General features: G+C 44.7%; 18 protein-coding genes. 14 read left to right on the forward strand and 4 right to left on the reverse strand.

What is annotated here, in order from left to right; translation table 11 throughout:
• Positions 1-33 precede the first annotated feature (33 nt).
• A complete protein-coding gene (locus NLBNIHML_RS26135; protein WP_494353166.1) occupies positions 34-2286 on the reverse strand; it encodes an AraC family transcriptional regulator in 2253 nt (750 codons plus the stop codon).
• A gap of 408 nt (positions 2287-2694) precedes the next feature.
• On the opposite strand from NLBNIHML_RS26135, the gene NLBNIHML_RS26140 reads away from it, so the two are divergent.
• From NLBNIHML_RS26140 to NLBNIHML_RS26150, 3 genes are all read left to right on the forward strand, one after another.
• Positions 2695-3600 (forward strand): ABC transporter permease, encoded by a 906-nt coding sequence (locus tag NLBNIHML_RS26140; protein ID WP_017689672.1) that lies wholly within the window; start codon positions 2695-2697, stop codon positions 3598-3600.
• Between the two features lie 96 nt (positions 3601-3696).
• Positions 3697-4560, forward strand: a complete 864-nt coding sequence (locus NLBNIHML_RS26145; RefSeq protein WP_370511436.1) for a carbohydrate ABC transporter permease — start codon at positions 3697-3699, stop codon at positions 4558-4560.
• 100 nt (positions 4561-4660) lie between these two features.
• Positions 4661-6214 carry an ABC transporter substrate-binding protein gene (locus NLBNIHML_RS26150; RefSeq protein ID WP_494353167.1) on the forward strand — a complete coding sequence of 518 codons (1554 nt, stop codon included), beginning with the start codon at positions 4661-4663 and terminating at the stop codon, positions 6212-6214.
• A 140-nt stretch (positions 6215-6354) separates the two neighbouring features.
• Here the strand turns inward: NLBNIHML_RS26150 and NLBNIHML_RS26155 are convergent, their stop codons facing one another.
• Positions 6355-7506, reverse strand: a complete 1152-nt coding sequence (locus NLBNIHML_RS26155) for an MGDG synthase family glycosyltransferase (RefSeq protein WP_494353168.1) — start codon at positions 7504-7506, stop codon at positions 6355-6357.
• 50 nt (positions 7507-7556) lie between these two features.
• Positions 7557-8084 carry a phosphatase PAP2 family protein gene (locus NLBNIHML_RS26160; protein WP_494353169.1) on the reverse strand — a complete coding sequence of 176 codons (528 nt, stop codon included), beginning with the start codon at positions 8082-8084 and terminating at the stop codon, positions 7557-7559.
• Positions 8085-8795: 711 nt separating this feature from the next.
• Here NLBNIHML_RS26160 and NLBNIHML_RS26165 point away from each other — a divergent pair.
• From NLBNIHML_RS26165 to NLBNIHML_RS26205, 9 genes are all read left to right on the forward strand, one after another.
• Positions 8796-10034 carry a glycosyltransferase family 2 protein gene (locus NLBNIHML_RS26165; RefSeq protein WP_339240801.1) on the forward strand — a complete coding sequence of 413 codons (1239 nt, stop codon included), beginning with the start codon at positions 8796-8798 and terminating at the stop codon, positions 10032-10034.
• A gap of 344 nt (positions 10035-10378) precedes the next feature.
• The gene (infC, locus tag NLBNIHML_RS26170; protein ID WP_062833422.1) at positions 10379-10873 is read left to right on the forward strand and encodes a translation initiation factor IF-3; all 495 of its coding nucleotides are present in this window, start codon (positions 10379-10381) and stop codon (positions 10871-10873) included.
• A 24-nt stretch (positions 10874-10897) separates the two neighbouring features.
• Positions 10898-11101, forward strand: a complete 204-nt coding sequence (gene rpmI / locus NLBNIHML_RS26175) for a 50S ribosomal protein L35 (RefSeq protein ID WP_017689665.1) — start codon at positions 10898-10900, stop codon at positions 11099-11101.
• A gap of 88 nt (positions 11102-11189) precedes the next feature.
• A complete protein-coding gene (gene rplT / locus NLBNIHML_RS26180; protein WP_017689664.1) occupies positions 11190-11549 on the forward strand; it encodes a 50S ribosomal protein L20 in 360 nt (119 codons plus the stop codon).
• Between the two features lie 582 nt (positions 11550-12131).
• Positions 12132-13172 carry a BMP family lipoprotein gene (locus tag NLBNIHML_RS26185; RefSeq protein WP_494353170.1) on the forward strand — a complete coding sequence of 347 codons (1041 nt, stop codon included), beginning with the start codon at positions 12132-12134 and terminating at the stop codon, positions 13170-13172.
• Positions 13173-13357: 185 nt separating this feature from the next.
• On the forward strand, positions 13358-14896 hold the full coding sequence (locus tag NLBNIHML_RS26190) for an ABC transporter ATP-binding protein (protein WP_192134643.1): 1539 nt from the start codon (positions 13358-13360) through the stop codon (positions 14894-14896).
• On the forward strand, positions 14889-15968 hold the full coding sequence (locus NLBNIHML_RS26195) for an ABC transporter permease (protein WP_339240805.1): 1080 nt from the start codon (positions 14889-14891) through the stop codon (positions 15966-15968). Before NLBNIHML_RS26190 ends, NLBNIHML_RS26195 begins: the two co-directional genes overlap by 8 nt.
• On the forward strand, positions 15969-16931 hold the full coding sequence (locus NLBNIHML_RS26200) for an ABC transporter permease (protein ID WP_494353171.1): 963 nt from the start codon (positions 15969-15971) through the stop codon (positions 16929-16931). It abuts the gene before it with no gap.
• Between the two features lie 216 nt (positions 16932-17147).
• Positions 17148-17537, forward strand: coding sequence for a hypothetical protein (locus NLBNIHML_RS26205; RefSeq protein ID WP_494353172.1), 390 nt, complete (start codon positions 17148-17150; stop codon positions 17535-17537).
• Between the two features lie 6 nt (positions 17538-17543).
• Here NLBNIHML_RS26205 and NLBNIHML_RS26210 read toward each other — a convergent pair whose 3' ends face one another.
• Positions 17544-17987, reverse strand: coding sequence for a GNAT family N-acetyltransferase (locus NLBNIHML_RS26210; RefSeq protein WP_445252650.1), 444 nt, complete (start codon positions 17985-17987; stop codon positions 17544-17546).
• Between the two features lie 603 nt (positions 17988-18590).
• Between NLBNIHML_RS26210 and ilvB the strand changes: the two genes are divergently transcribed.
• Both ilvB and ilvN read left to right on the forward strand, forming a co-directional pair.
• The gene (ilvB, locus tag NLBNIHML_RS26215; RefSeq protein WP_339240813.1) at positions 18591-20342 is read left to right on the forward strand and encodes a biosynthetic-type acetolactate synthase large subunit; all 1752 of its coding nucleotides are present in this window, start codon (positions 18591-18593) and stop codon (positions 20340-20342) included.
• Positions 20339-20821 (forward strand): acetolactate synthase small subunit, encoded by a 483-nt coding sequence (ilvN, locus tag NLBNIHML_RS26220; protein ID WP_339240815.1) that lies wholly within the window; start codon positions 20339-20341, stop codon positions 20819-20821. The genes ilvB and ilvN overlap by 4 nt, the downstream gene beginning before the upstream one ends.
• Positions 20822-21018: the final 197 nt, after the last annotated feature.

Here is a 21018-nt window from a genome sequence, read left to right on the forward strand (position 1 = left end):
GAAGTGCTCCTAATAATCACGTCTGGGATGATTTCAAAAGTTCTCTGAATGAAACTCTTTGCGGCGATAATCGTTCGGTGTAACACCGTTGAACTTTTTGAACATGCGATAGAAATAGGAACTGTTGGTGAATCCGGTCCTCTCGGCAATATCGGCAACGGAGTTCTCTGTCTCTACCAGCAGATGTTGAGCCTTGGCTATGCGGGTTTCATTAATCACGTCCGTTAGCCCTTTCAGGGTGAGCTGTTTGTAGAGCCTGCTTACATAGATGGGCGACATGCTAAGCTCATCTGCAATAGAAGTTAGACATAGGTTAGGGTCCGCATAGTCCCGCTCAATAATGCCGTTGATTTTGCGAATCAACTCTTCGTGCTTCAGTGTACGTTTCTCTTCAACTTTGGAACCAAGCTCATCAAACATACGATAGAAGTGTTCATGCACTTCACTGATGTCTTCCGCTTCTTTCACAGGCAGCATGAGTCCATCTGATACTGAATCAAGCGTGAGTTGATTATTTTTCTTAAGGGTATTTCGTACATGGTTGAGTGTCATCGTCAGATGGGATAAGGCCAGCTGGAAGACGGTGAAGGGATAAGCGGCTGTTTCACCGACGATATCTGCATAGACTTGCTTGGCTTCTTGCGTCTTGCCTGTCATTAGATGATCGACAAGCTGTCTTTCCTTACCTGCCGGGAATGCGTACTCTTTGGCGTGATAAGCCATAATGTCAGAAGTATAGATCAGACAGCCGGGTCCCATGAACAAACGATGCAGTGAAGCTTCGGCTGATCTGGTGTAGGAAGCAATACTGTCTTCCAATGAATCTTCCTCCGTGCCGATCGTACAGGAGATGGAGCATTTCAGATGGGTCATCACAGCAGCCTGCATCATGCGCAGCAGCTCTTCTATCCGGTTGTTAGCAGGTTGCTCAAGTTCCTGGTATTCCACTTTCTCGTTGAAAATGAGTGTGATCAGATCACCGCCCATATCCACAGCTTCCGCATTATAGTGGAGATCGGCTGTCTCGGTGCAGATGTTCATCATGGCGTATTTGACAAGCTGGGTCTCATCACGATACGTTTCGCAGAATTCCGTAAAATGATCAATACGCAGCAATACGAGTCTGGAAGCACGCTGAACATCAATGGAGGAACCGTAGAACTTCATCCGTTCTTCCAACATACCTCCAGTTACTGTTTCACGACCCTGCAAGGCCCCACGCAGAAAATCCTGCCGTAACAGATGAAGACTGCCACGTCGCTCTGCTTCCATCACACGTAAACGAACAAGCACCTTATCAATAGGGTGATATAGTTTTCGGGATACAAGGTAAGAGAGCAGCAACCCTGCGATGAGAAGTCCAACACAAAACAGAACGGTATGTGTACGCATACTCCGTATATCTGAGGTAATCAGATCATACGGTGTTATTCTCACATAACGCCAGCCCAGATCATCGGGAGCGGTATAGGTGATGAGTGATTTTTCTCCGTCGACCTTCTCGGTAAAATAAGCGGAATGCTCCGCATCCTGCATAATTGGCTTCATAAAAGCTTCACTGGAGAGATTTTTCATCAATGAACGATCACCAAAGTCGGATAATAGATCCCCATTCTCATTCACGATAAAGGTCTTGCCTGGTTGATCCACAGCATTCATGTTCGGACTGAGCCAATCATCCTTGATATTAACGATGACAGCATAGTTTAATTTCGCGTTGTCATTGATCGTGTCGTAACAGAGATAAGTGTAGCTGTTGACCTCTGTTTCTTCAGTAGAGCCGACCTGATATGTACGCGGGATGGGAACAAAAGGTTTATAGTCATGGAAGCGTTGGAGGATGCTTGTAATCCCCTGATCGTCGATCTCCGAGACGGACTGCTGCCCATTACGCACGTTGGAACTGATAAAAAAATCATTGCTTTTAGAGTTATATACATAGATAGATTCGATAAAGGGAAGGGACATGCGGTAGTTGTCGAGCTGCTCCATCGCCGATGTAATCTCATAGATATTTGGTTTGGAATAAAGCAGTAATGATGAGATGGTGTAGTCCTGATAAATCTGATATGACAATGATTTCGCAGTCTCGGTCATTTTGGCTACTTCACGGCTGGTTTGTGTAAGGCTGTTCATATCAGTACGATACACCTGGCGAAGAGCAATCCGATTATAGTTGACATACAAAATAGAAGAAGCCACAAGCAAGGTGGCGACGGTACTGATGATAATGCCGATCAGAATCCGTGTGAAGACCTGCTGACTGTCCTCTGAACGTTTACGCATTCTTTTTCCCCCTTGGACCTCTTGTTATGGGTGGAGAACATAGAACTTCATATACATACGCCAGACTTCATACCTGGATGAGCAGAAGAACAAGAGTATCTTGAATTATATACTATGTATGCGTTTACATCAACGCTGGACAGGCTGTTTTGCCTACTTTCTCTACATAAAGTTCAACTTTCGCAGGATTGTTCACCAGTTGCGGCCTATGCACGATATCAACATTTGTGAACGGATGCGTGTGGATGTCTGTTCATTTCACGGTTCGTTCGTTTTGTTCATAGTTCATTTCGCAGAATCGTTCATTTTCTGAGGGGAAGCTTCAGTATCCGTGAGCGAAGGGAGCACCTACAATAAAAAGAGAGCTCCACCACGCAGCACCGCAAGAAATTCGGGAGGGATCGAGCCATGCTCAAAGAATTGAACAAAAACAAAATCATGTTTCTGATGCTGTTGCCCACGCTGATCTTTTTTCTGATTAACTCGTATTTTCCAATGGTCGGTATCTATTATGCGTTCACCCGGTATGATTTTGAAGGCGGACTGTTTGGCAGTCCATTTGTCGGTTTGGAGAACTTTAAGTTCCTATGGCAATCCGGAATGCTGCTGAAGCTCACAACCAACACTGTGGGTTACAACCTCGCCTTCATTATATTAGGAAACGGACTGGCGATCTTCTGTGCGATCATGCTTAGTGAAATCCGTGGCAGGTTATTCAAAAAAATTACGCAATCCGTCATGTTCTTGCCGTATTTCATCTCATTTGTACTATTAAGTGTAATCGCTTACAACATGTTCAACTACGAGTCGGGTTTTGTGAACACGGTTCTCAAACGTTTCGAGGCTGGACCGGTGGATATTTATAATACACCTTGGATATGGGTATTTTTGATCATCATTTTTTATCTGTGGAAGAATCTCGGATACAGCATGGTCATCTATTTGGCCGCCATAACGGGGATCAGTGACGAGTATTATGAAGCTGCCCGAATCGACGGGGCCAACATTTTTCAGCGGATCTGGTACATTACGGTACCAATGCTGAAGCCAACCTTTGTCATCCTGCTGTTATTCTCGCTCGGCAGTATTATGAAGGGGCAGTTTGACCTATTTTATCAACTGATTGGTAACAATGGGGTGCTGTACAATGCTACAGATATTATTGATACGTATGTGTATCGTTCACTGAAAGTAACGTTTGATATCGGGATGGCAACGGCTGCTGGTCTGTATCAGTCCTTATTTGGATTCATTTTGATCATGACCGTCAATTATATAATCCGCAAAGTAAATGAGGACTACGCCTTGTTCTAGAACGCCCCCAGGGCAGAAGGGAGAACGATCATGAACACGCCAATGAATACTCGCACGCGTACGAATACACGTCTCAGAGATTCGGAGTTTACTTTCATGTTTCAACTGATTTCCTATAGCTTCATCATCATCTTATCCATCATGTGCCTGCTACCTTTTCTTCTGATTCTATCCGGTTCGTTTAGCAGCAACGAATCCATTGTAAGGGATGGCTATCACCTCTTTCCAACGGACTTTTCCCTGGAAGGTTACAAAATGGTGTTCAAATTCCCAACTCAGGTACTCAAGGCTTATGGGGTAACCGTTTTTACAACGGTGGTGGGGACCACGCTAGGGCTGTTTCTCATCACGATGGCCGGCTTTGTGCTCCAGCGTAAGGACTTTAAATATCGGAACACGTTCTCATTTTTTATCTACTTCACAACGTTGTTTGGTGGGGGACTTGTGCCTTGGTACATTATGCTGGCGAACTACTTCAACCTCACAGATACGTATACCGTACTGATTTTCCCGGGGTTGATGACACCGTTCCTCATTATCTTGATGAAAAACTTCATTCGTTCGGCTGTGCCGGATGAGTTGATCGAGTCAGCCAAGATTGACGGAGCTAACGACTTCCGCATCTATTTCAGCATTGTGTTGAAACTGGCGATGCCTGGGATTGCTACTGTAGGTCTGTTTCTGGCATTGGGGTACTGGAATGACTGGTTTACCTCATCGCTCTTCATTAACAATCCTGATATGTACCAACTGCAATTTTATCTCTATAACACGATGAACACGATTACTTTTATTGACCAGATGGCGATTGGCACAGGGATCACGCTTAGTCAGGATGTGCCTACGGAATCAACCAAGATGGCGATGGCGATCGTTGTGACGGGACCGATTTTGTTCCTGTATCCGTTTGTACAACGTTATTTTGTCAAAGGACTTACGATTGGTGCAGTGAAAGGTTAGAACGTGAACACGCTCTGGATATCAGGCTGCTAGCATCATCTTCGGTCTGAAACATGGCGAGTCTGCGCTAACATATAAAGGTTCACCACAAAAAGGGAGGATGCGTATGCGTAACAAAACAATTCGGCACCTGTCTCTGGTACTTGCCCTGATGTTGTTCGCCGGGGTGCTTGCCGCATGTAACAATGGTTCGGGGGGATCGGCGCAAGGAAGCGAGCAAGGGGGAACACCCGAGAATAAAGGTGATAAAGTAACACTGCAATTTTACATGCTTGGGGATGCTCCGAAAGATCTGCCTGTCATTGAATCCGAGATTAATAAGCTGGCTGAGGCTGATCTGAACGTCAATGTGAAATTCAACTACACCTCCTGGACCGACTGGGATCAAAAATATAAACTGCTGCTGTCTTCCGGACAGCCGATCGATCTGATCTTCACAGCGGATTGGACATTCTACCAGTCCTATGCCAAGAAGGGAGCGTTTCTGGCACTGGATGAAATGCTGCCTAAAGCAGCGCCAGCGCTTAAAGCTCATGTTCCTGATGACATGTGGGATGCTGTCAAAATCAATGACAAAATCTATACGGTTCCATCTACTTGGATTGAGTATGTAACCGAGGGGATTGCGTACCGCGAGGATTTGCGCGAGAAGTACAATCTTCCGAAGCCAGAATCGCTCGAGACACTCGAAGCGTATCTGGAAGGCATTAAGGCCAACGAACCCAATATGATTCCGATCGCGGATAGCAATGCCAACCATACGCACGGTATCCGTCAACTGACATCCAAGCTGGTGAATACAGCGGGTCAACTTCCATATGGATTGGATATTATGTATGACACACCTTCGACCGTGACGTCCTATTGGGGATCGGCACAACATCTGGAAGACCTGAAAACATACAAACGCTGGATGGACAAAGGATTCTTCCCGAAAAACGTACTGAATGTAAAAGATACTTCCAACTCATTGCTGCAAAATGGAAAAGCGGCTGTTGTTCTGTCCGGGGAGAACCCTAACAAATTTAATGCAGATGTTATCAAGGTGCAGTCTACGCATCCAGATTGGAAACTGGCTTATTTCCCTTACCCGAATGCAAAAGGGTTTGCACAACCTGTTCACCCGATTCACAATGGGTTTGCGATTCCACGCAGTAGTAAGAACCCGGAAAAAGCATTGGCATTTTACGAAAAGCTTGTGACAGACAAACGATATAATTGGTTGACTGAATACGGCGTGGAGGGCAAAAACTTCGAGGTAGATAATGGATACTACAAAATGGTGGGGGATGCACAAACGAACGGCTTCCCGCGTGAGGGCATGAATGGCTGGGCTTGGCGTAATCCGGAATTTATGCTCTATGATAAAACCTTTGATGATGTCCTGACCATGTTTGAGGATCTGGACAAAATCAAAAAGCCAGATATTTTTACCGGATTTGCGGAAGACTGGACTCCATATCAAGCCGAGAAAGCTGCATTGGAGCAAGTTGAGAAACAATATTTGTATCCGCTTAATGTGGGTTTGGTGGCAGACGTAGAGGCTGGGTTGAACACATTTATGGAGAAGGCAAAACAAGCGGGATTAGAAAAAATTCAGTCAGAATACACCAAGCAGTGGCAGGAGTACTTGAAATCAGCAGGCATTCAGTAAATTTGTACTTTCCTTCATACAGAAAAGGTGCCTTCAAAGTCGAAGGCACCTTTTCAATGTGGTTGCAGGTTTGTTTAAAGCCGCCGCTTAAAGGCGTAATTGGACGAGATATGCGGGAAGCAGCAAATGTTCGGATAAATTCATATATGGGCCTCTTCTGCGGATGAAGGACGAACGTCCTCCAACAGATCGAGAATACTTTGAGCGCTTTCCATTGGATGAACCTTGGCAATTTCCGCCAGATGACGTTTGCGTTTACGTACGACATCCGGATAGTGGTGCAGCAGTTTGTTCATCCATTTAATAACTACGTCAGGCGAAGATATGGGTTCTCCCAACCCTCTAGCGGTAAAATAATGGACGTTTTCTTCTTCCTGACCAGGAATAGGGTTGTGGAACAACATCGGAATTCCTTTGGCTAAGCCTTCGCTGCATGTCATTCCTCCAGGTTTGGTGATCAGCAGGTCGGAGACTTCCATCAATTTGTCCACTTCGTTGGTGTACCCGATAATATGAATGTTCTCTTTGCGATACATCGGGTTCTGTTCCATGCTGATCCGTGCTTTATCATTGCGACCCAGACAAAAAATAATCTGAATATCTTTATGCCACCGTGTCAGCAACGGATGGACCAGCTCGTCGCTGAGCATACCCCAACCACCGCCCATTACCAGTACAGTGGGCATATTTTTGAGGTTGAATCTGCTTCGGATCTCTTCTCGTCCGGGATGTTCCCAGAAGTTCGGATGCACCGGAATGCCGGTGACTCGAATTTTGTCTATAGGTACGCCACGAAGCAATAGTTTGGACTTAACCTCATCTGAAGAAACCAGATAAAGGTCTACTTCACGGTTAATCCATGTTCCATGTGCATCATAGTCGGTGATGACTGTGCAAAGAGGAATCTGTGCACCCAGACGTTTCAGTCTGGCTATGACAGCACTGGGGATCGGATGGGTACAGACAATTGCATCGGGACGTAACTGGCGCACAACGCTGCGTGTATGGGTATAGAACAGCTTGTGCAATGCGAGTGTTGTCAGCCGATTCAATGATTTTTTATATTGGTGTCTGTATACGTATCCGACAAGTTTGGGTTGGTTGGTAACCGTTTTTTTGTATGCTGTTATAATAAGAGGTGCAACCTTGGGATTTAAGAAACTTCCCAGTTCCAGCACTTTCGTCTGCACATCTGACGAGAGCTTTCGCAGATTGCTAGACAGTGCATAGGCGGCTTGAGTATGACCCGTACCAAAGCCTTCAGATAATAGTAATACTCTTTTTTTCTCCACGCTTACTTCACCTGTTCCTGCTAGGTTTTTCTGAGTCTAACATATCGGCTTTAAGACCAGAATGCAACTGTTGCAAGTGCGACTAAAGTACCTATTGTGGCACCTGCCAGAACATCGGAAGGGTAGTGTAATCCCAGATAAATGCGAGAGAATCCGACAATTAGAGCCACAGGCAACAATATTAGCAATAAGATCGGATCAGTGGTCATAAATGGAACAGTGACCGAAAAAATGGCAGTTGTGTGTCCTGATGGAAACGAATGGTCCGTCAGGGGATTCCGAAATGTAATTGTATCCGGCAAGGCCAGATAAGGTCTAATGCGGGGATACAATTTTTTTGCGATGGCTACAGGAATGTGGCTGACCGCAAGAGCGATGCAAGCTTGGAGTCCTGTTGTGCTCCATGGAGCCGGAGCAAACAGCCAGATTAACAAAGATACTGCAATAGAAGAAGTTGCTCCACCCAGATGGGTGAAATAATACAGCCAAAAATTCATAAAACGGTTATGAAGTCGGCCGTTGATCCACATAAAAACATTTCGATCATAATCTTGAAACTTTAAGAATAAACGGCTCATATTGGCCTCCTGCCAGTCAGGCCGCCTGTAATGGCGGCATTATTTCCGGTCATTTTCTGCATCCGGTTTCGTCCTGATTAATATATAACCGTTTTTCATGAACTTGAGGTTATTTCAGGTATATGTTTATCATATTTTTAAATGTTGTCCTTTTCAAGAAGAACCCATGTAAAGAACGTAAAATTCATGTTAAAGAGTGGATATATACCCATCTTAACTTTTTGACTTGGGTTAGCCAAAAAAGATACAATGATTCAACATGGCTGAAATGAGGTAAAAAAAATGTGAGTTTTGGTTTAAACTTTTTGAGGTCTGTTTGCGTTATTTGTTATAGAGCCTCTGACGAAGAATAACATGCTGATGAAAAAAGCAGGGACTTTAGAAATAAAAATCAAGTAAACGGCTGAAAATAAGATATAACAGGCATGAATGCGAGGTTGTGGTATCACGAAGTGTCTATTCAGCGTTTAAAGATCACATTTCTCGTTCAGAAAGTGGAATTGGGGTTTTGACAAATGACTGAAAAGAATACAGAATCGATAAAGCAGCCAACTGATAGCAACCAAGCTTTGAAACATTGCCTGATAAATTCACGTATTACACAAAAGAACAGGGTCATATTCTGCACATTACAAAAAAAATAAATTGCAGAATCAGGAAGAGAAATGCTTAAGTAAACTGGGTTTGAAAAAAAGGGGGTAACAGAGAACGATGTTGGACGCTATATTCGTCACGATGCAGGTCATTCTGGCACTGCTAGCCGTGTACCAATTCACGTTTTCGCTGTTCGGTCTGATTAAGAAAAAGAAAAAGAAACATTATCCAGCCACAAAATCATTCGCTGTACTCGTCGCAGCACACAATGAGGAACAAGTCATTGGTGCCTTGATGGAGAACTTGAAACAACTTGATTATCCGGAAGATCTGTACGATGTGTTTGTCATCTGTGACAACTGTACGGATGGAACGGCTCAGATTGTTAGAGAACATGGTTTGAATGCCTGCGTACGTACCAACGCTGATCTAAGAGGTAAAGGGTATGCCATTGAATGGATGCTTAAGTACCTGTGGAAATTGCCACGTCAGTATGACGCAGTTGTTATGTTTGACGCCGATAACCTGGTTGACCGTAACTTCTTGCTTGAGATGAATGATGACTTGAACAATGGTTCACGTGTGATCCAAGGATATATTGATACGAAAAATCCGGAGGATTCCTGGATTACTGCAGCTTACGGCGTATCTTACTGGTACATTAACCGTCTGTGGCAGTTGTCTCGTCATAACTTGAATATGGCGAATTTCCTCGGAGGAACCGGAATGTGCTTCGAGACCAACCTGTTGAAGGAAATTGGCTGGGGCGCAACAAGTCTGGTTGAGGATCTGGAGTTTACGATGCGTAGTGTTCAACGAAACGTGTATCCTGTTTTCAACTATGACGCCAAAGTATTTGATGAGAAGCCATTAACATTCAAAGCTTCAGCGAGACAACGTCTGCGCTGGATGCAAGGACACTTTACAGTTGCACGTAGATATTTCTTCCCGCTGCTCTGGCAGTCCATTAAGGAAAGAAGCCTGGTGAAATTTGACCTTGCCATCTATGGAGCCAATGTCTATGTTGTGTTGCTTACGTTCCTGATGACGGCTGTGATGTGGGTAGACATGGCCATATTCAATGGTCCGCACATTGCGAATATTTATGGGTACTTCCCGTTATGGGTTGGATTCGTCGCTATTGGTCTGAATATTCTGACGTTCCTGTTATCCATGGCGCTGGAGAAGGTTACCTTTGCCAAAGTTTATCTATATCTGATTTTGTTCCCAATTTATCTGCTGTCTTGGTACCCGATTACGTTCTACGCTTTCTTCACGCAGAACAACAAACAGTGGAGCCACACCCAACACACACGTGTTGTGCGGCTCGATGAGGTGCAGAGCAAACAAGGATAAGGAACATGCATACGAGACTTTGTCGACATTGGATATAACAAATGTATAATTCAGAAAAAAAAGTTGTGAAGATGTTGACAAAGCATTTCGTGGATGTTATAGTATTCAAGTGCTTTAAAACGGATTCAAAATGAATAGCAATGGAATCACAAGTAGAAGTCCGACTTCTCACCTGATCAACACTATGTTGGCTGGTCAACGATCCCAATAATTTATGAAGTGTATACTCATGAAGAATTGTGTTGATTACAGGGATGTCGGTAGCTTGACCGGCATCCCTTTTATTTTTGTGTAACTGGATATTCAAAATGACCTGGAGGTGGACGGTTATTAGTAAAGATCACATGATTAATGATGAGATTCGGGCGAAGGAAGTACGCCTTGTCGGAGCTGAAGGAGAACAAATTGGGATCACGCCCATTCGCGAAGCACTGCAAATGGCGATTGACCTGAATTTGGATCTGGTCAATGTGGCACCACAGGCTAAACCGCCGGTGTGTCGTATTATGGACTATGGCAAATTCCGCTATGAGCAACAAAAGAAAGAAAAAGAAGCCCGTAAGAACCAGAAAATTGTTGACATTAAAGAAGTATGGTTCCGTTCCAATATTGAGGAGCACGATTATCAAACGAAGCTTCGTAATGTAGTTAAGTTTTTGAACGAAGGCGACAAAGTGAAATGTTCTGTTCGTTACCGCGGACGTGAAATTGCACATGCCGCGATTGGTCAACGGATTTTGGAGCGCGTTAAGGTAGAAGTTGCAGAACTTTGTACTATTGAACGTCAACCGAAATTGGAAGGCCGCAGTATGATCATGATCTTGGCTCCTAAAGCCTGATAACATTGGAGGAGGAAACACAAAATGCCTAAAATGAAAACACACAGCAGTTTGAAAGGACGCTTCAAAATTACCGGTTCCGGTAAAGTCCTTCGTTACAAAGCTCACAAAAACCACTTGCTTTCCCACAAATCTAAACGTGCTAAGCGCGTTCTGAACGGTAACCCAGTTATGGCTGCCGGGGATGTTAGACGTTTGAAACAAGGTTTGGCTAACTTGAAAGGCTAATTCTAATTAGTACATTCCGTATGGGGGATCGGCTACGGCCGTACACATACCACGGATACATTTATATTTATTTGGGAGGTTCTTTAATATGGCAAGAGTAAAAGGCGGTTTTGTAGTACGTCGTCGTCATAAAAAGGTTTTGAAACTGGCAAGAGGTTATTTCGGTTCCAAACACCGTATCTTTAAAACAGCTAACGAGCAAGTAATGAAATCCCTGGTATACGCATACCGTGACCGTCGCAACACGAAACGTAACTTCCGCAGACTGTGGATCGTTCGTATCAATGCAGCAGCACGTATGAATGGTTTGTCTTACAACAAACTGATCCATGGTTTGAAACTTGCTGGTGTAGACATGAACCGCAAAATGTTGGCTGATCTGGCCGTTAACGACATCAATGCGTTCAACTCTTTGGCTACTGTAGCTAAAGGCAAAATCAACGCTTAAAATTGTATGATAAAAGCCGCCGTACCTATATGGCGGCTTTTTTTACGGCTTGGAAGCAATCCGAAGGTGAATCTCTGAATGAGTAGAGCGAATAGGCTATGGTCTGGCAGGGAACAATGAAAACCAGATAACCGGTGAATAACAGTCCGTGGAAATACATAAAATACGAACGGTGAAATAATACAAATGAAAACAGGTAAATTCCATTCCTCACTAAAGTTCACGATATGTTTTTGTTATATAACATCACATCGTTGTAACGTTAGCGTGTTAAAACGCTAAATTATTAAGCGTTTTCAATAAAAAAAGAACAAAAATATGTGATATTTGGTGATGAAACATCTGGATTTTAACACTGGTTGATTGTATAATCACCTCTAGTAGGCTAGTCCTAAATTTTTCTCTCCATGTCATAATGTTCGGTTTTTCGACAGATGATAGAATGCTTCAAGGGTGAGAATGCGCTTTTAATGTCGAAGAAACCATACATTCTGCATAAAAGCCATTCCTGCTATCTGTTAACCGTTCAATTGTAGGCTGGATTGGAATGAAGGATATATCATTAAGGGGGAAAAAGAGAAAATGAAAAAGATGCTCAGCTTGTCTTTGGTAATGTTGCTGGCGGTATCGGTTATGCTCGCAGGTTGTGGTAGCAAACCGAAAGAAGAAACAAATGCCGGAGGAGATACAGGTGGCACATCCACTGAAGCGAAATCCGATCTCAAAATCGGTATGGTTACTGACGTAGGTGGAGTTAATGACAAATCCTTTAACCAATCCGCTTGGGAAGCTCTGCAAGCGACTGAAACAGAAACAGGTGTAGCTGTTAAATACCTGCAAAGTAAATCCGATGAAGAGTACATTCCTAACTTGAACGAATTCGTTAAAGGCGGATATGATCTGACTTGGGGTATCGGTTTCCAATTGGCTGATGCAATCAAAACGGTTGCTGACCAAAACCCGGATTCCAAACTCGCGATCATTGACAGCGTAGTGGATTCTCCTAATGTTAAGTCCGTAACTTTTGCTGAAGAAGAAGGATCCTTCTTGGTTGGTGTTGTTGCCGGTCTGACAACAAAAACGAACAAAATTGGTTTTGTAGGCGGTATGGAAAGCCCACTGATCAAAAAGTTTGAAGTAGGATTCAGAGAAGGCGTAAAAGCAGTTAACCCTGATGCTCAATTCATTTCTAACTACACAGGTGCATTTGATAAACCTGATTTGGGTAAAGCAGCAGCAGCAACACTTTACAATGAAGGCGTAGACATTATCTTCCACGCGTCTGGCGCAACAGGTAACGGTGTGTTTAAAGAAGCAAGTGCTCGTAAAAACCAAGGTCAAGATGTATGGGTTATCGGTGTCGACAAAGACCAATCTCTTGAGTTTGGTGATGAGATTACTTTGACTTCCATGATCAAAAAAGTAGACGAAGCGGTTAAACGCGTAAACAAAGAAGTTGTTGATGGTACATTTGCTGGCGGTTCTGAGAACCTGACACTGAAAGAAAACGGTGTAGGTATTGCTGATACTTCTACTGCTAACGTATCTGCTGATATCCTTGCTAAAGTAGATGAGTACAAAGAAAAAATCATCAGTGGCGAAATCAAAGTTCCTACAGAGTAATTTTGGTCTTAGTCACAGATGAATAATCATTGAGGCCGGTCTAGACCGGCCTTATGATTGCAAAAACAGGAACATTTGATCAAGTCATCATAACAATTGTACAAGGTCACTGTGTATCAACGCTCCGGGTAGGAGCTTTTCTTTCGTTTGCGGAACCACACTATATCAGTTATAAGGGTGATTACATGGGTGCAGCAACCCCCGTCGTTGAGTTAAAACAAATTACGAAGCGTTTCCCAGGCATTGTTGCCAACGACGCTATCAGCCTTCAGCTTCGTAAAGGCGAGATCCATGCGCTACTGGGCGAAAACGGCGCTGGTAAGTCAACGTTGATGAATATTGTATTTGGTCTCTATCAGCCAGATGAAGGTTCCATTGAAGTGAATGGCAAGCCTGTCATCATCGACAGCCCTAACCGAGCGATCGATCTTGGCATCGGCATGGTGCATCAGCACTTTAAGCTTGTACAGCCGTTCACGGTAACAGAGAACATTATTTTGGGATCTGAACCAACGAAGGGTCTCAATATTAATTATAAAAAAGCAGCCGCTGAAGTTCAGCGTCTATCCGAACAGTATGGACTGAAAGTAAATCCTCATGCCAAGATTCATGATATCTCTGTCGGAATGCAGCAGCGTGTGGAGATTGTTAAAACATTGTATCGTGGTGCGGACATTCTTATTTTTGACGAGCCTACAGCCGTATTGACTCCTCAAGAAATCAAAGAACTGATGATCATCATGAAGAAGCTCGTCGCAGAAGGCAAGTCAATCATCTTGATTACGCACAAATTGAAAGAGATTATGGAAATCTCCGACACCGTAACGATTATCCGTCGGGGGAAAGTCATTGATTCCGTCAAAACTTCGGAAACGAACCCGAATGAGCTGGCAGAGAAAATGGTGGGGCGGAATGTCACATTCAAAGTGGACAAAAAACCGGCTACACCTGGAGCCAATGTGCTCGAAGTTAGCAAACTAACTTCCAAGAACAAAGAGGGTATTGCAGTTCTGAACCAACTTAACCTGAACGTTCGTGCTGGAGAGATTGTTGGTATCGCAGGCGTGGATGGTAACGGTCAAAGTGAACTGATTGAAGCCCTTACCGGACTTCGTAAAGTCGACAGTGGTTCAATTCTTTTGGAGGGCAAGGAGCTGTCCAATCATTCTCCGCGCCATATCTCGGAGTCGGGTGTAGCCCACATTCCGGAAGATCGACATAAACACGGACTTGTACTTGATTTTTCAGTGAGCGAAAATATCGTTCTGGAATCGTACTATAAGGCACCATACACTCGTAAGGGGTTCCTTAACTTTGATGCCATCAAAAAGCAGGCGAAGCGGCTTGTGGAGGCATTTGATGTGCGTACACCAAGCATCGAGACCAAAGCCCGTTCCTTGTCTGGAGGAAACCAGCAGAAGGCCATTATCGCACGTGAGGTGGATAAAAATCCTGAATTGCTTATCGCTGCACAGCCAACCCGTGGCTTGGATGTAGGGGCTATTGAGTTCGTGCAAAAGCAGCTGATTGCACAACGCGATCAAGGCAAGGCTGTTCTGCTAATTTCATTTGAGCTGGATGAGATTATCAATGTATCTGACCGAATTGCTGTCATCTATGAAGGCCAGATCGTTGGCGAGGTGCTGCCGGAAGAAACCAATGACAGGGAGCTCGGCTTGATGATGGCGGGCAGCACCCAAAAGAGAGGTACTGCGCATGAATAACGTATTGAAATGGTTTACCCGAGATTCATTTATATTGCCTGTAGTCGCCATTATTATGGGTCTGATACTCGGTGGGGTTGTCATGCTGATTGGTGGCTACAATCCAATTGAAGCTTACGGCGCATTGTTCACCAAGGTATTTGGAGACATGTACAACTTTGGTGAAGCGGTACGGGAAATGACACCGTTAATTATGACTGGACTGGCATTTGCATTTGCATCACGTGCAGGGTTGTTTAACATCGGGGGAGAAGGCCAATTTCTCGTCGGTATGACTGCTGCAACATTTGTAGGAGTTAAATTTGCAGGTTTGCCAATCTACCTTCATGCACCACTGGCTTTGATTGCGGGTGCATTGTTTGGTGGTCTGTGGGCAGCTATTGCTGGTTATCTGAAAGCATCACGTGGGGTCAATGAAGTTATCAGCAGTATCATGTTGAACTGGATTGGTCTATATCTGGCGAACCTTATCGTACGCCAATTCTTGTTGTTGAAGGGCGAGAATCGTTCGGTGGATATCAGCGAATCGGCTTCAATCAGTCTCACATGGTTATCTGAACTAATGGGTAACTCCCGTGTGCACATGGGGACATTGATTGCTCTTGTGATGGCTGTGCTCTTCTATATCTATATGTGGAAAACTAAACAAGGTTTCGAAATTCGCGCGGTAGGTTACAACCCGAATGCGGCTGAATATGCAGGTATGCATGTTAACCGGAATATCGTAAAAGCAATGTTTATCAGTGGTATGCTTGCCGGTCTTGGTGGTGCATTCCAAGTTCTTGGTGTGTTCCATTACCAGACTGTAATGTCGGGTTCACCAGGTACAGGTTTTGACGGAATAGCAGTTGCCCTGATTGGTTTGAATCATCCGTTTGGGGTGTTGTTGGGTGCAGTGTTGTTTGGTACCCTCACGTACGGATCTGCAGGTATGAGTTTTGCTGCGGATGTTCCGCCTGAGATTATTCGGATTGTGATCGGTTCGATTATCTTCTTCATTGCGGCACAAGGCATCGTGCGCTGGATACTCAAACCGTTCTATTCGAAGCGTAAGAAAGAGAAGGTGTTGTAGATGGACTTGTTGACAATTGGGCAGATTATCAATACGACGCTTGTCTTTGCTACGGCATTGATTTTTGCTTCACTCGGCGGAATTTTTTCGGAAAAATCAGGTGTTACGAACCTTGGACTTGAAGGTTTTATGGTCTTCGGTGCATTTGCAGCGGGAATCGGGGCGCACTATGCTCAAGAAGCGGGTATGGGCGGAACGACATCGGCTTGGATGGGCGTTTTGCTTGCGATTGTACTGGGCGTACTGGTATCGTTGATTCATGCCGTTGCGTCTATCACATTTAAGGCAGACCAAATTATCAGTGGTATTGTCATTAACTTTTTGGCAGCAGGCAGTACGTTGTACTTGGTTAAGCTGTTGTTCGAAGGTTCTGGTGATTCACCATTGGTTCAAGGCTTCAACAAATTTGATGTGCCATTCTTGAAAGACATCCCGTTGCTTGGAGAAGCTTTTTTCAAAAACGTATATCCAACGACATATCTGGCCATTCTTTTCGTATTCCTGACGTATTACATTATGTTTAAAACACCATTTGGTCTGCGTCTTCGTTCTGTCGGTGAACACCCAAGTGCGGCTGATACGGTTGGTGTTAAAGTACGTCGTTATCGCTATGTTGGCGTTATGATCAGTGGTGCGCTTGCAGCCATTGGTGGTGCTGCAATCACGTTGACGACAACGGGTACATTCTCACACAATACGGTTTCCGGCCAAGGTTATATTGCCATTGCAGCCATGATCTTTGGTAAATGGAATCCGATTGGTGCGTTTGGTGCGGCTGTCTTCTTTGGATTCTCACAAGCGATTCGTAACTATGTGCAGTTGTTTGAATGGTCACAAAGTATTCCCCAGGAAATTATTTTCATGTTGCCATACCTGCTTACCATCATCGTTCTTGTTGCAGCGGTTGGACGTTCTTCGGCTCCGTCTGCACTCGGTGAAGCATATGATCCGGGTAAAAGGTAACGACGTGCAACATATTGATTTACTTTCCAAAAGCTTGATGGAAAGGTCCGCCATGTGCGGGCCTTTTTTGTTTTTATGAGCTTCGGCAGGCCGCTTTTTCACGTTCACTTTGGTTCTCGTGCAGATACCCATATTTTCAGGTAGGGACAAAGAAACAGGCGAATTCAGTGATGGACGAATACACTGTTTTGAACGATCCGAGGAGGAGGGGAAAGTATGAAACAACAAGTTACGCGTGATGAAGCGATGAAATTAATAGGCAAAAATATTGTTGCAATCAAAAAAGACGGCACTCGGGTTACGGGAAAGCTGTTGAAAGTATCCGGCAACAAACTGGTACTGAAGCGTTTGAATGGCAAAAAAGTACGCACAAAAGCGATTTTGCCGTTGGTACTGTTTGATCTGCTCGCTATTGCCACACTGCCTTATGCTTATGGACCTGGTCCCGGCTTTGGTCCCGGATATGGACCTGGCCCGAAACCGGGTCAGGGATATGGTCCAGGCTACGGGCCGGGTTATGGACCAGGAGGACTTGGTGGCGGTTTTGGCCCAGGGCCTGGGTTCGGTCCTTATGGACCAGGACCACGTCCACCAGGATTTTTCTAGGGGATTCTATAATGTTTTTTCCAATTCGTAGCAGCGGCTCATCATGATGTATCGAATCGCGCTGTACCCATTTTTTTGATAAAACTGAAGCCCTTTGGTATTGCCTTCATCCACCATCACTTTCGATCTTCGACATCCCCGGGATGCCGCAAAGCTCTCTGCTTTGAGCAGCAAAGTTTGGCCGTAACGTTTGCGTTGTTCTTTCAGGCTAACAGCCATCATATCGACATAGAGCAGTTCCCCATGCATGAGAAAATGGATGAATGCCACAGCAGCTTTATCTGGCTCCGGCGAGACAACAAAGGTCATGCCCCTGTTCATTCGCAGGGGTATTTCTTTGCGGATTTTGTTAATTTCTTTTTCACTCATGTGAGAGAGAGGCACAAGTTGAGTGTCAATCAGCTTCATGATGGCGCCATCATCCAGCTTGGATGTGCGTTGCCGAATCACCATACGGAGCCTCCTTTCAGGACCAGTCGCGCTGCTCGTATATCCTATGCCCGAAGCAAGATAAAAGGTGACTGAATGAAGCGCTGGGATTAGGGCAACCTTAAAGGTTGAAGAGGGAGGAAGAAAGGTTCTCTGAATTTTTATGCAAAACAGGTATTGACTTATCGGTTGGAGGAATCATATAATGTTCCTAACATTTAACGAGAATATTTCATCGGCTATGAAGAGGACGAAGTTTTAAGGGCTCTTTTGCTCAGAGAGTGGCTGGAATTGCTGAAACCACCACCATTATCCCTTATATACGAGCTCACCTCGGAGCTGTTTTCCTGAAAAGCACTGGATGTCACTCCTTTCGCGTATTAGGGAAAATCGTATGTCTGCGTTACAGACAACAGGTATGGGAAACGACTATGTTCGTTTGAGCTATTCGTTTTGTTGTACCTGGTAAGGTCCGTTATTGCGAAATTTCGGGCAAAGTTGGGTGGTACCACGGAAGCGATAACCTTTCGTCCCTCGCAAGCATGAACTTGTTTGCAGGGATGGAAGGTTTTTTTTGTAACTTTAAATGTCAGAATGGTGTAAATTTCGAGAGGAGGATGACTGATGGGAGCTCAAATTCCAGAAGTACGGTCAACAGATGAATTACGTGAAAAATGGATGAAGCCGGAGGTCATTAGCGGATCCGAAATTCTGCTGAGAAGCTTGTTACTTGAAGGTGTTGAGTGCGTATTTGGTTACCCGGGCGGCGCAGTGTTGTACATTTACGATGCGATGTATGGTTTCGAGGATTTCAAACACGTTCTCACTCGTCACGAACAAGGAGCAATACATGCAGCTGACGGATATGCACGTGCAAGCGGCAAAGTTGGTGTCTGCATCGCTACTTCCGGACCAGGAGCAACGAATCTGGTTACGGGTATTGCAACAGCATATATGGATTCAGTACCACTCGTAGTCATTACGGGGAATGTTATTTCGAGCCTGATCGGGTCAGATGCTTTCCAGGAAGCGGACATTACCGGGATTACAATGCCAATCACCAAACACAGTTACCTGGTGAAAGATGTAAAAGATCTGTCCAGTGTAATTCATGAGGCATTCCATATTGCCAATACCGGTCGTAAAGGTCCTGTCCTGATTGACATCCCGAAAGATGTATCAGCGAACAAAACATTGTTTGAACCGACAACTGAACCTGTTATATTGAGAGGGTACAATCCACGGACAGTACCAAACAAACTGCAGGTTGACCGTTTGGCCCAAGCCATTCAGGAAGCAGAACGTCCAATGATTCTGGCTGGTGGCGGTGTGGTGTACTCGGGTGGACATGAAGAACTGTTCGAGTTTGTTGAGAAGACAGGCATTCCAATTACAACGACTCTCCTTGGTCTGGGTGCATTCCCAAGCGGTCATGAATTATGGACGGGTATGCCAGGTATGCACGGAACGTACACTTCCAATCAGGCTATTCAAAAAGCGGATCTGCTGATTAATATTGGCGCACGGTTCGATGACCGGGTAACAGGCAAGCTGGATGGATTCGCTCCACATGCCAAGATCGTTCATATCGATATCGATCCGGCGGAGATTGGTAAAAACATTGCAACTGATATCCCAATTGTGGGTGATGTGAAGACTGTGCTGGAAATAGCTAACAAAGAAGTTGGACGTGCCGAGCGTGCAGATGCATGGAGAGACCAGATCAAACAGTGGAAGCAAGAGAAACCTTACAGCTATACGGATTCAGACGAAGTGCTGAAACCCCAGTGGGTTGTTGAAATGCTGAATGATACAACCAAAGGTGAAGCGATTGTAACTACGGATGTGGGACAACATCAGATGTGGGCAGCACAATATTACAAATTTAATCAACCGCGTTCATGGGTAACTTCAGGTGGTCTCGGAACGATGGGCTTTGGATTCCCTTCTGCCATTGGTGCTCAGATGGCCAATCCGGACAGACTCGTAATCTCGATTAACGGTGATGGCGGAATGCAGATGTGTTCCCAAGAACTCGCGATCTGTGCCATTAACAATATACCGGTTAAAATTGTAATCATTAACAATCAGGTGCTCGGAATGGTCCGCCAATGGCAGGAGATCATCTATGAGAACCGCTACAGCCATATTGATCTGGCAGGAAGTCCGGATTTTGTAAAACTGGCTGAAGCATATGGCGTAAAAGGATTGCGTGCAACGAATAAAGAAGAAGCGGCACGTGCTTGGCAGGAAGCTCTGGATACACCAGGCCCAGTCGTTGTAGAATTCGTGGTACGCAAGGATGAAAATGTGTATCCGATGGTTCCGCAGGGAGCAACAATTGATCAAATGCTGATGGGGGATGCTGAGGAATGATTAGACATACGATTTCAATATTGGTTAACGATCAGCCAGGCGTCCTTCAGCGGGTATCGGGGTTGTTCGGTCGACGCGGATTTAACATTGAGAGTATTACAGTGGGTCAATCAGAAGAACCCGGACTCTCCCGGATGGTTATTGTCACCATTGGTGACGATAAAACGCTGGAGCAGATTGAGAAACAATTGTACAAAATCATCGATGTGATCAAAGTGGTTGATTTCAGCCTGAAACCGATGGTAGCCCGTGAACTTGCCCTGATCAAAGTTAAAGCAGAGCCTTCCGAGCGTCCTGAGATTCTGGGTGTGGTAGAAACATTCCGCGCATCCGTTGTAGATGTTGGTCCAGGCAGCCTGATTGTTCAGGTGGTCGGAGATACGGACAAAATTGATGCGATGATTGAATTGCTCAAGCCATACGGCATTCGCGAATTGTCCCGTACAGGCATAACTGCATTGGTACGCGGCAACGCATAAGGCTATAATGAATGAAAAGGGACGACGGTGAGCTAACATATATAGTTGATCTTATGTGAAAGTGTCAGTCCCTTACTAGTTGCAATATAACATTTTAGTGATGTAACGCTTGAAAAGATAGATACATTCCCGCATTAATGGGCGGGTGTCTGAACGGATCGATCAGACCTGAGACGCTTTGGACACTTCAAGCGAGT

It is taken from the genome of Paenibacillus sp. JNU01, from assembly GCF_059130585.1.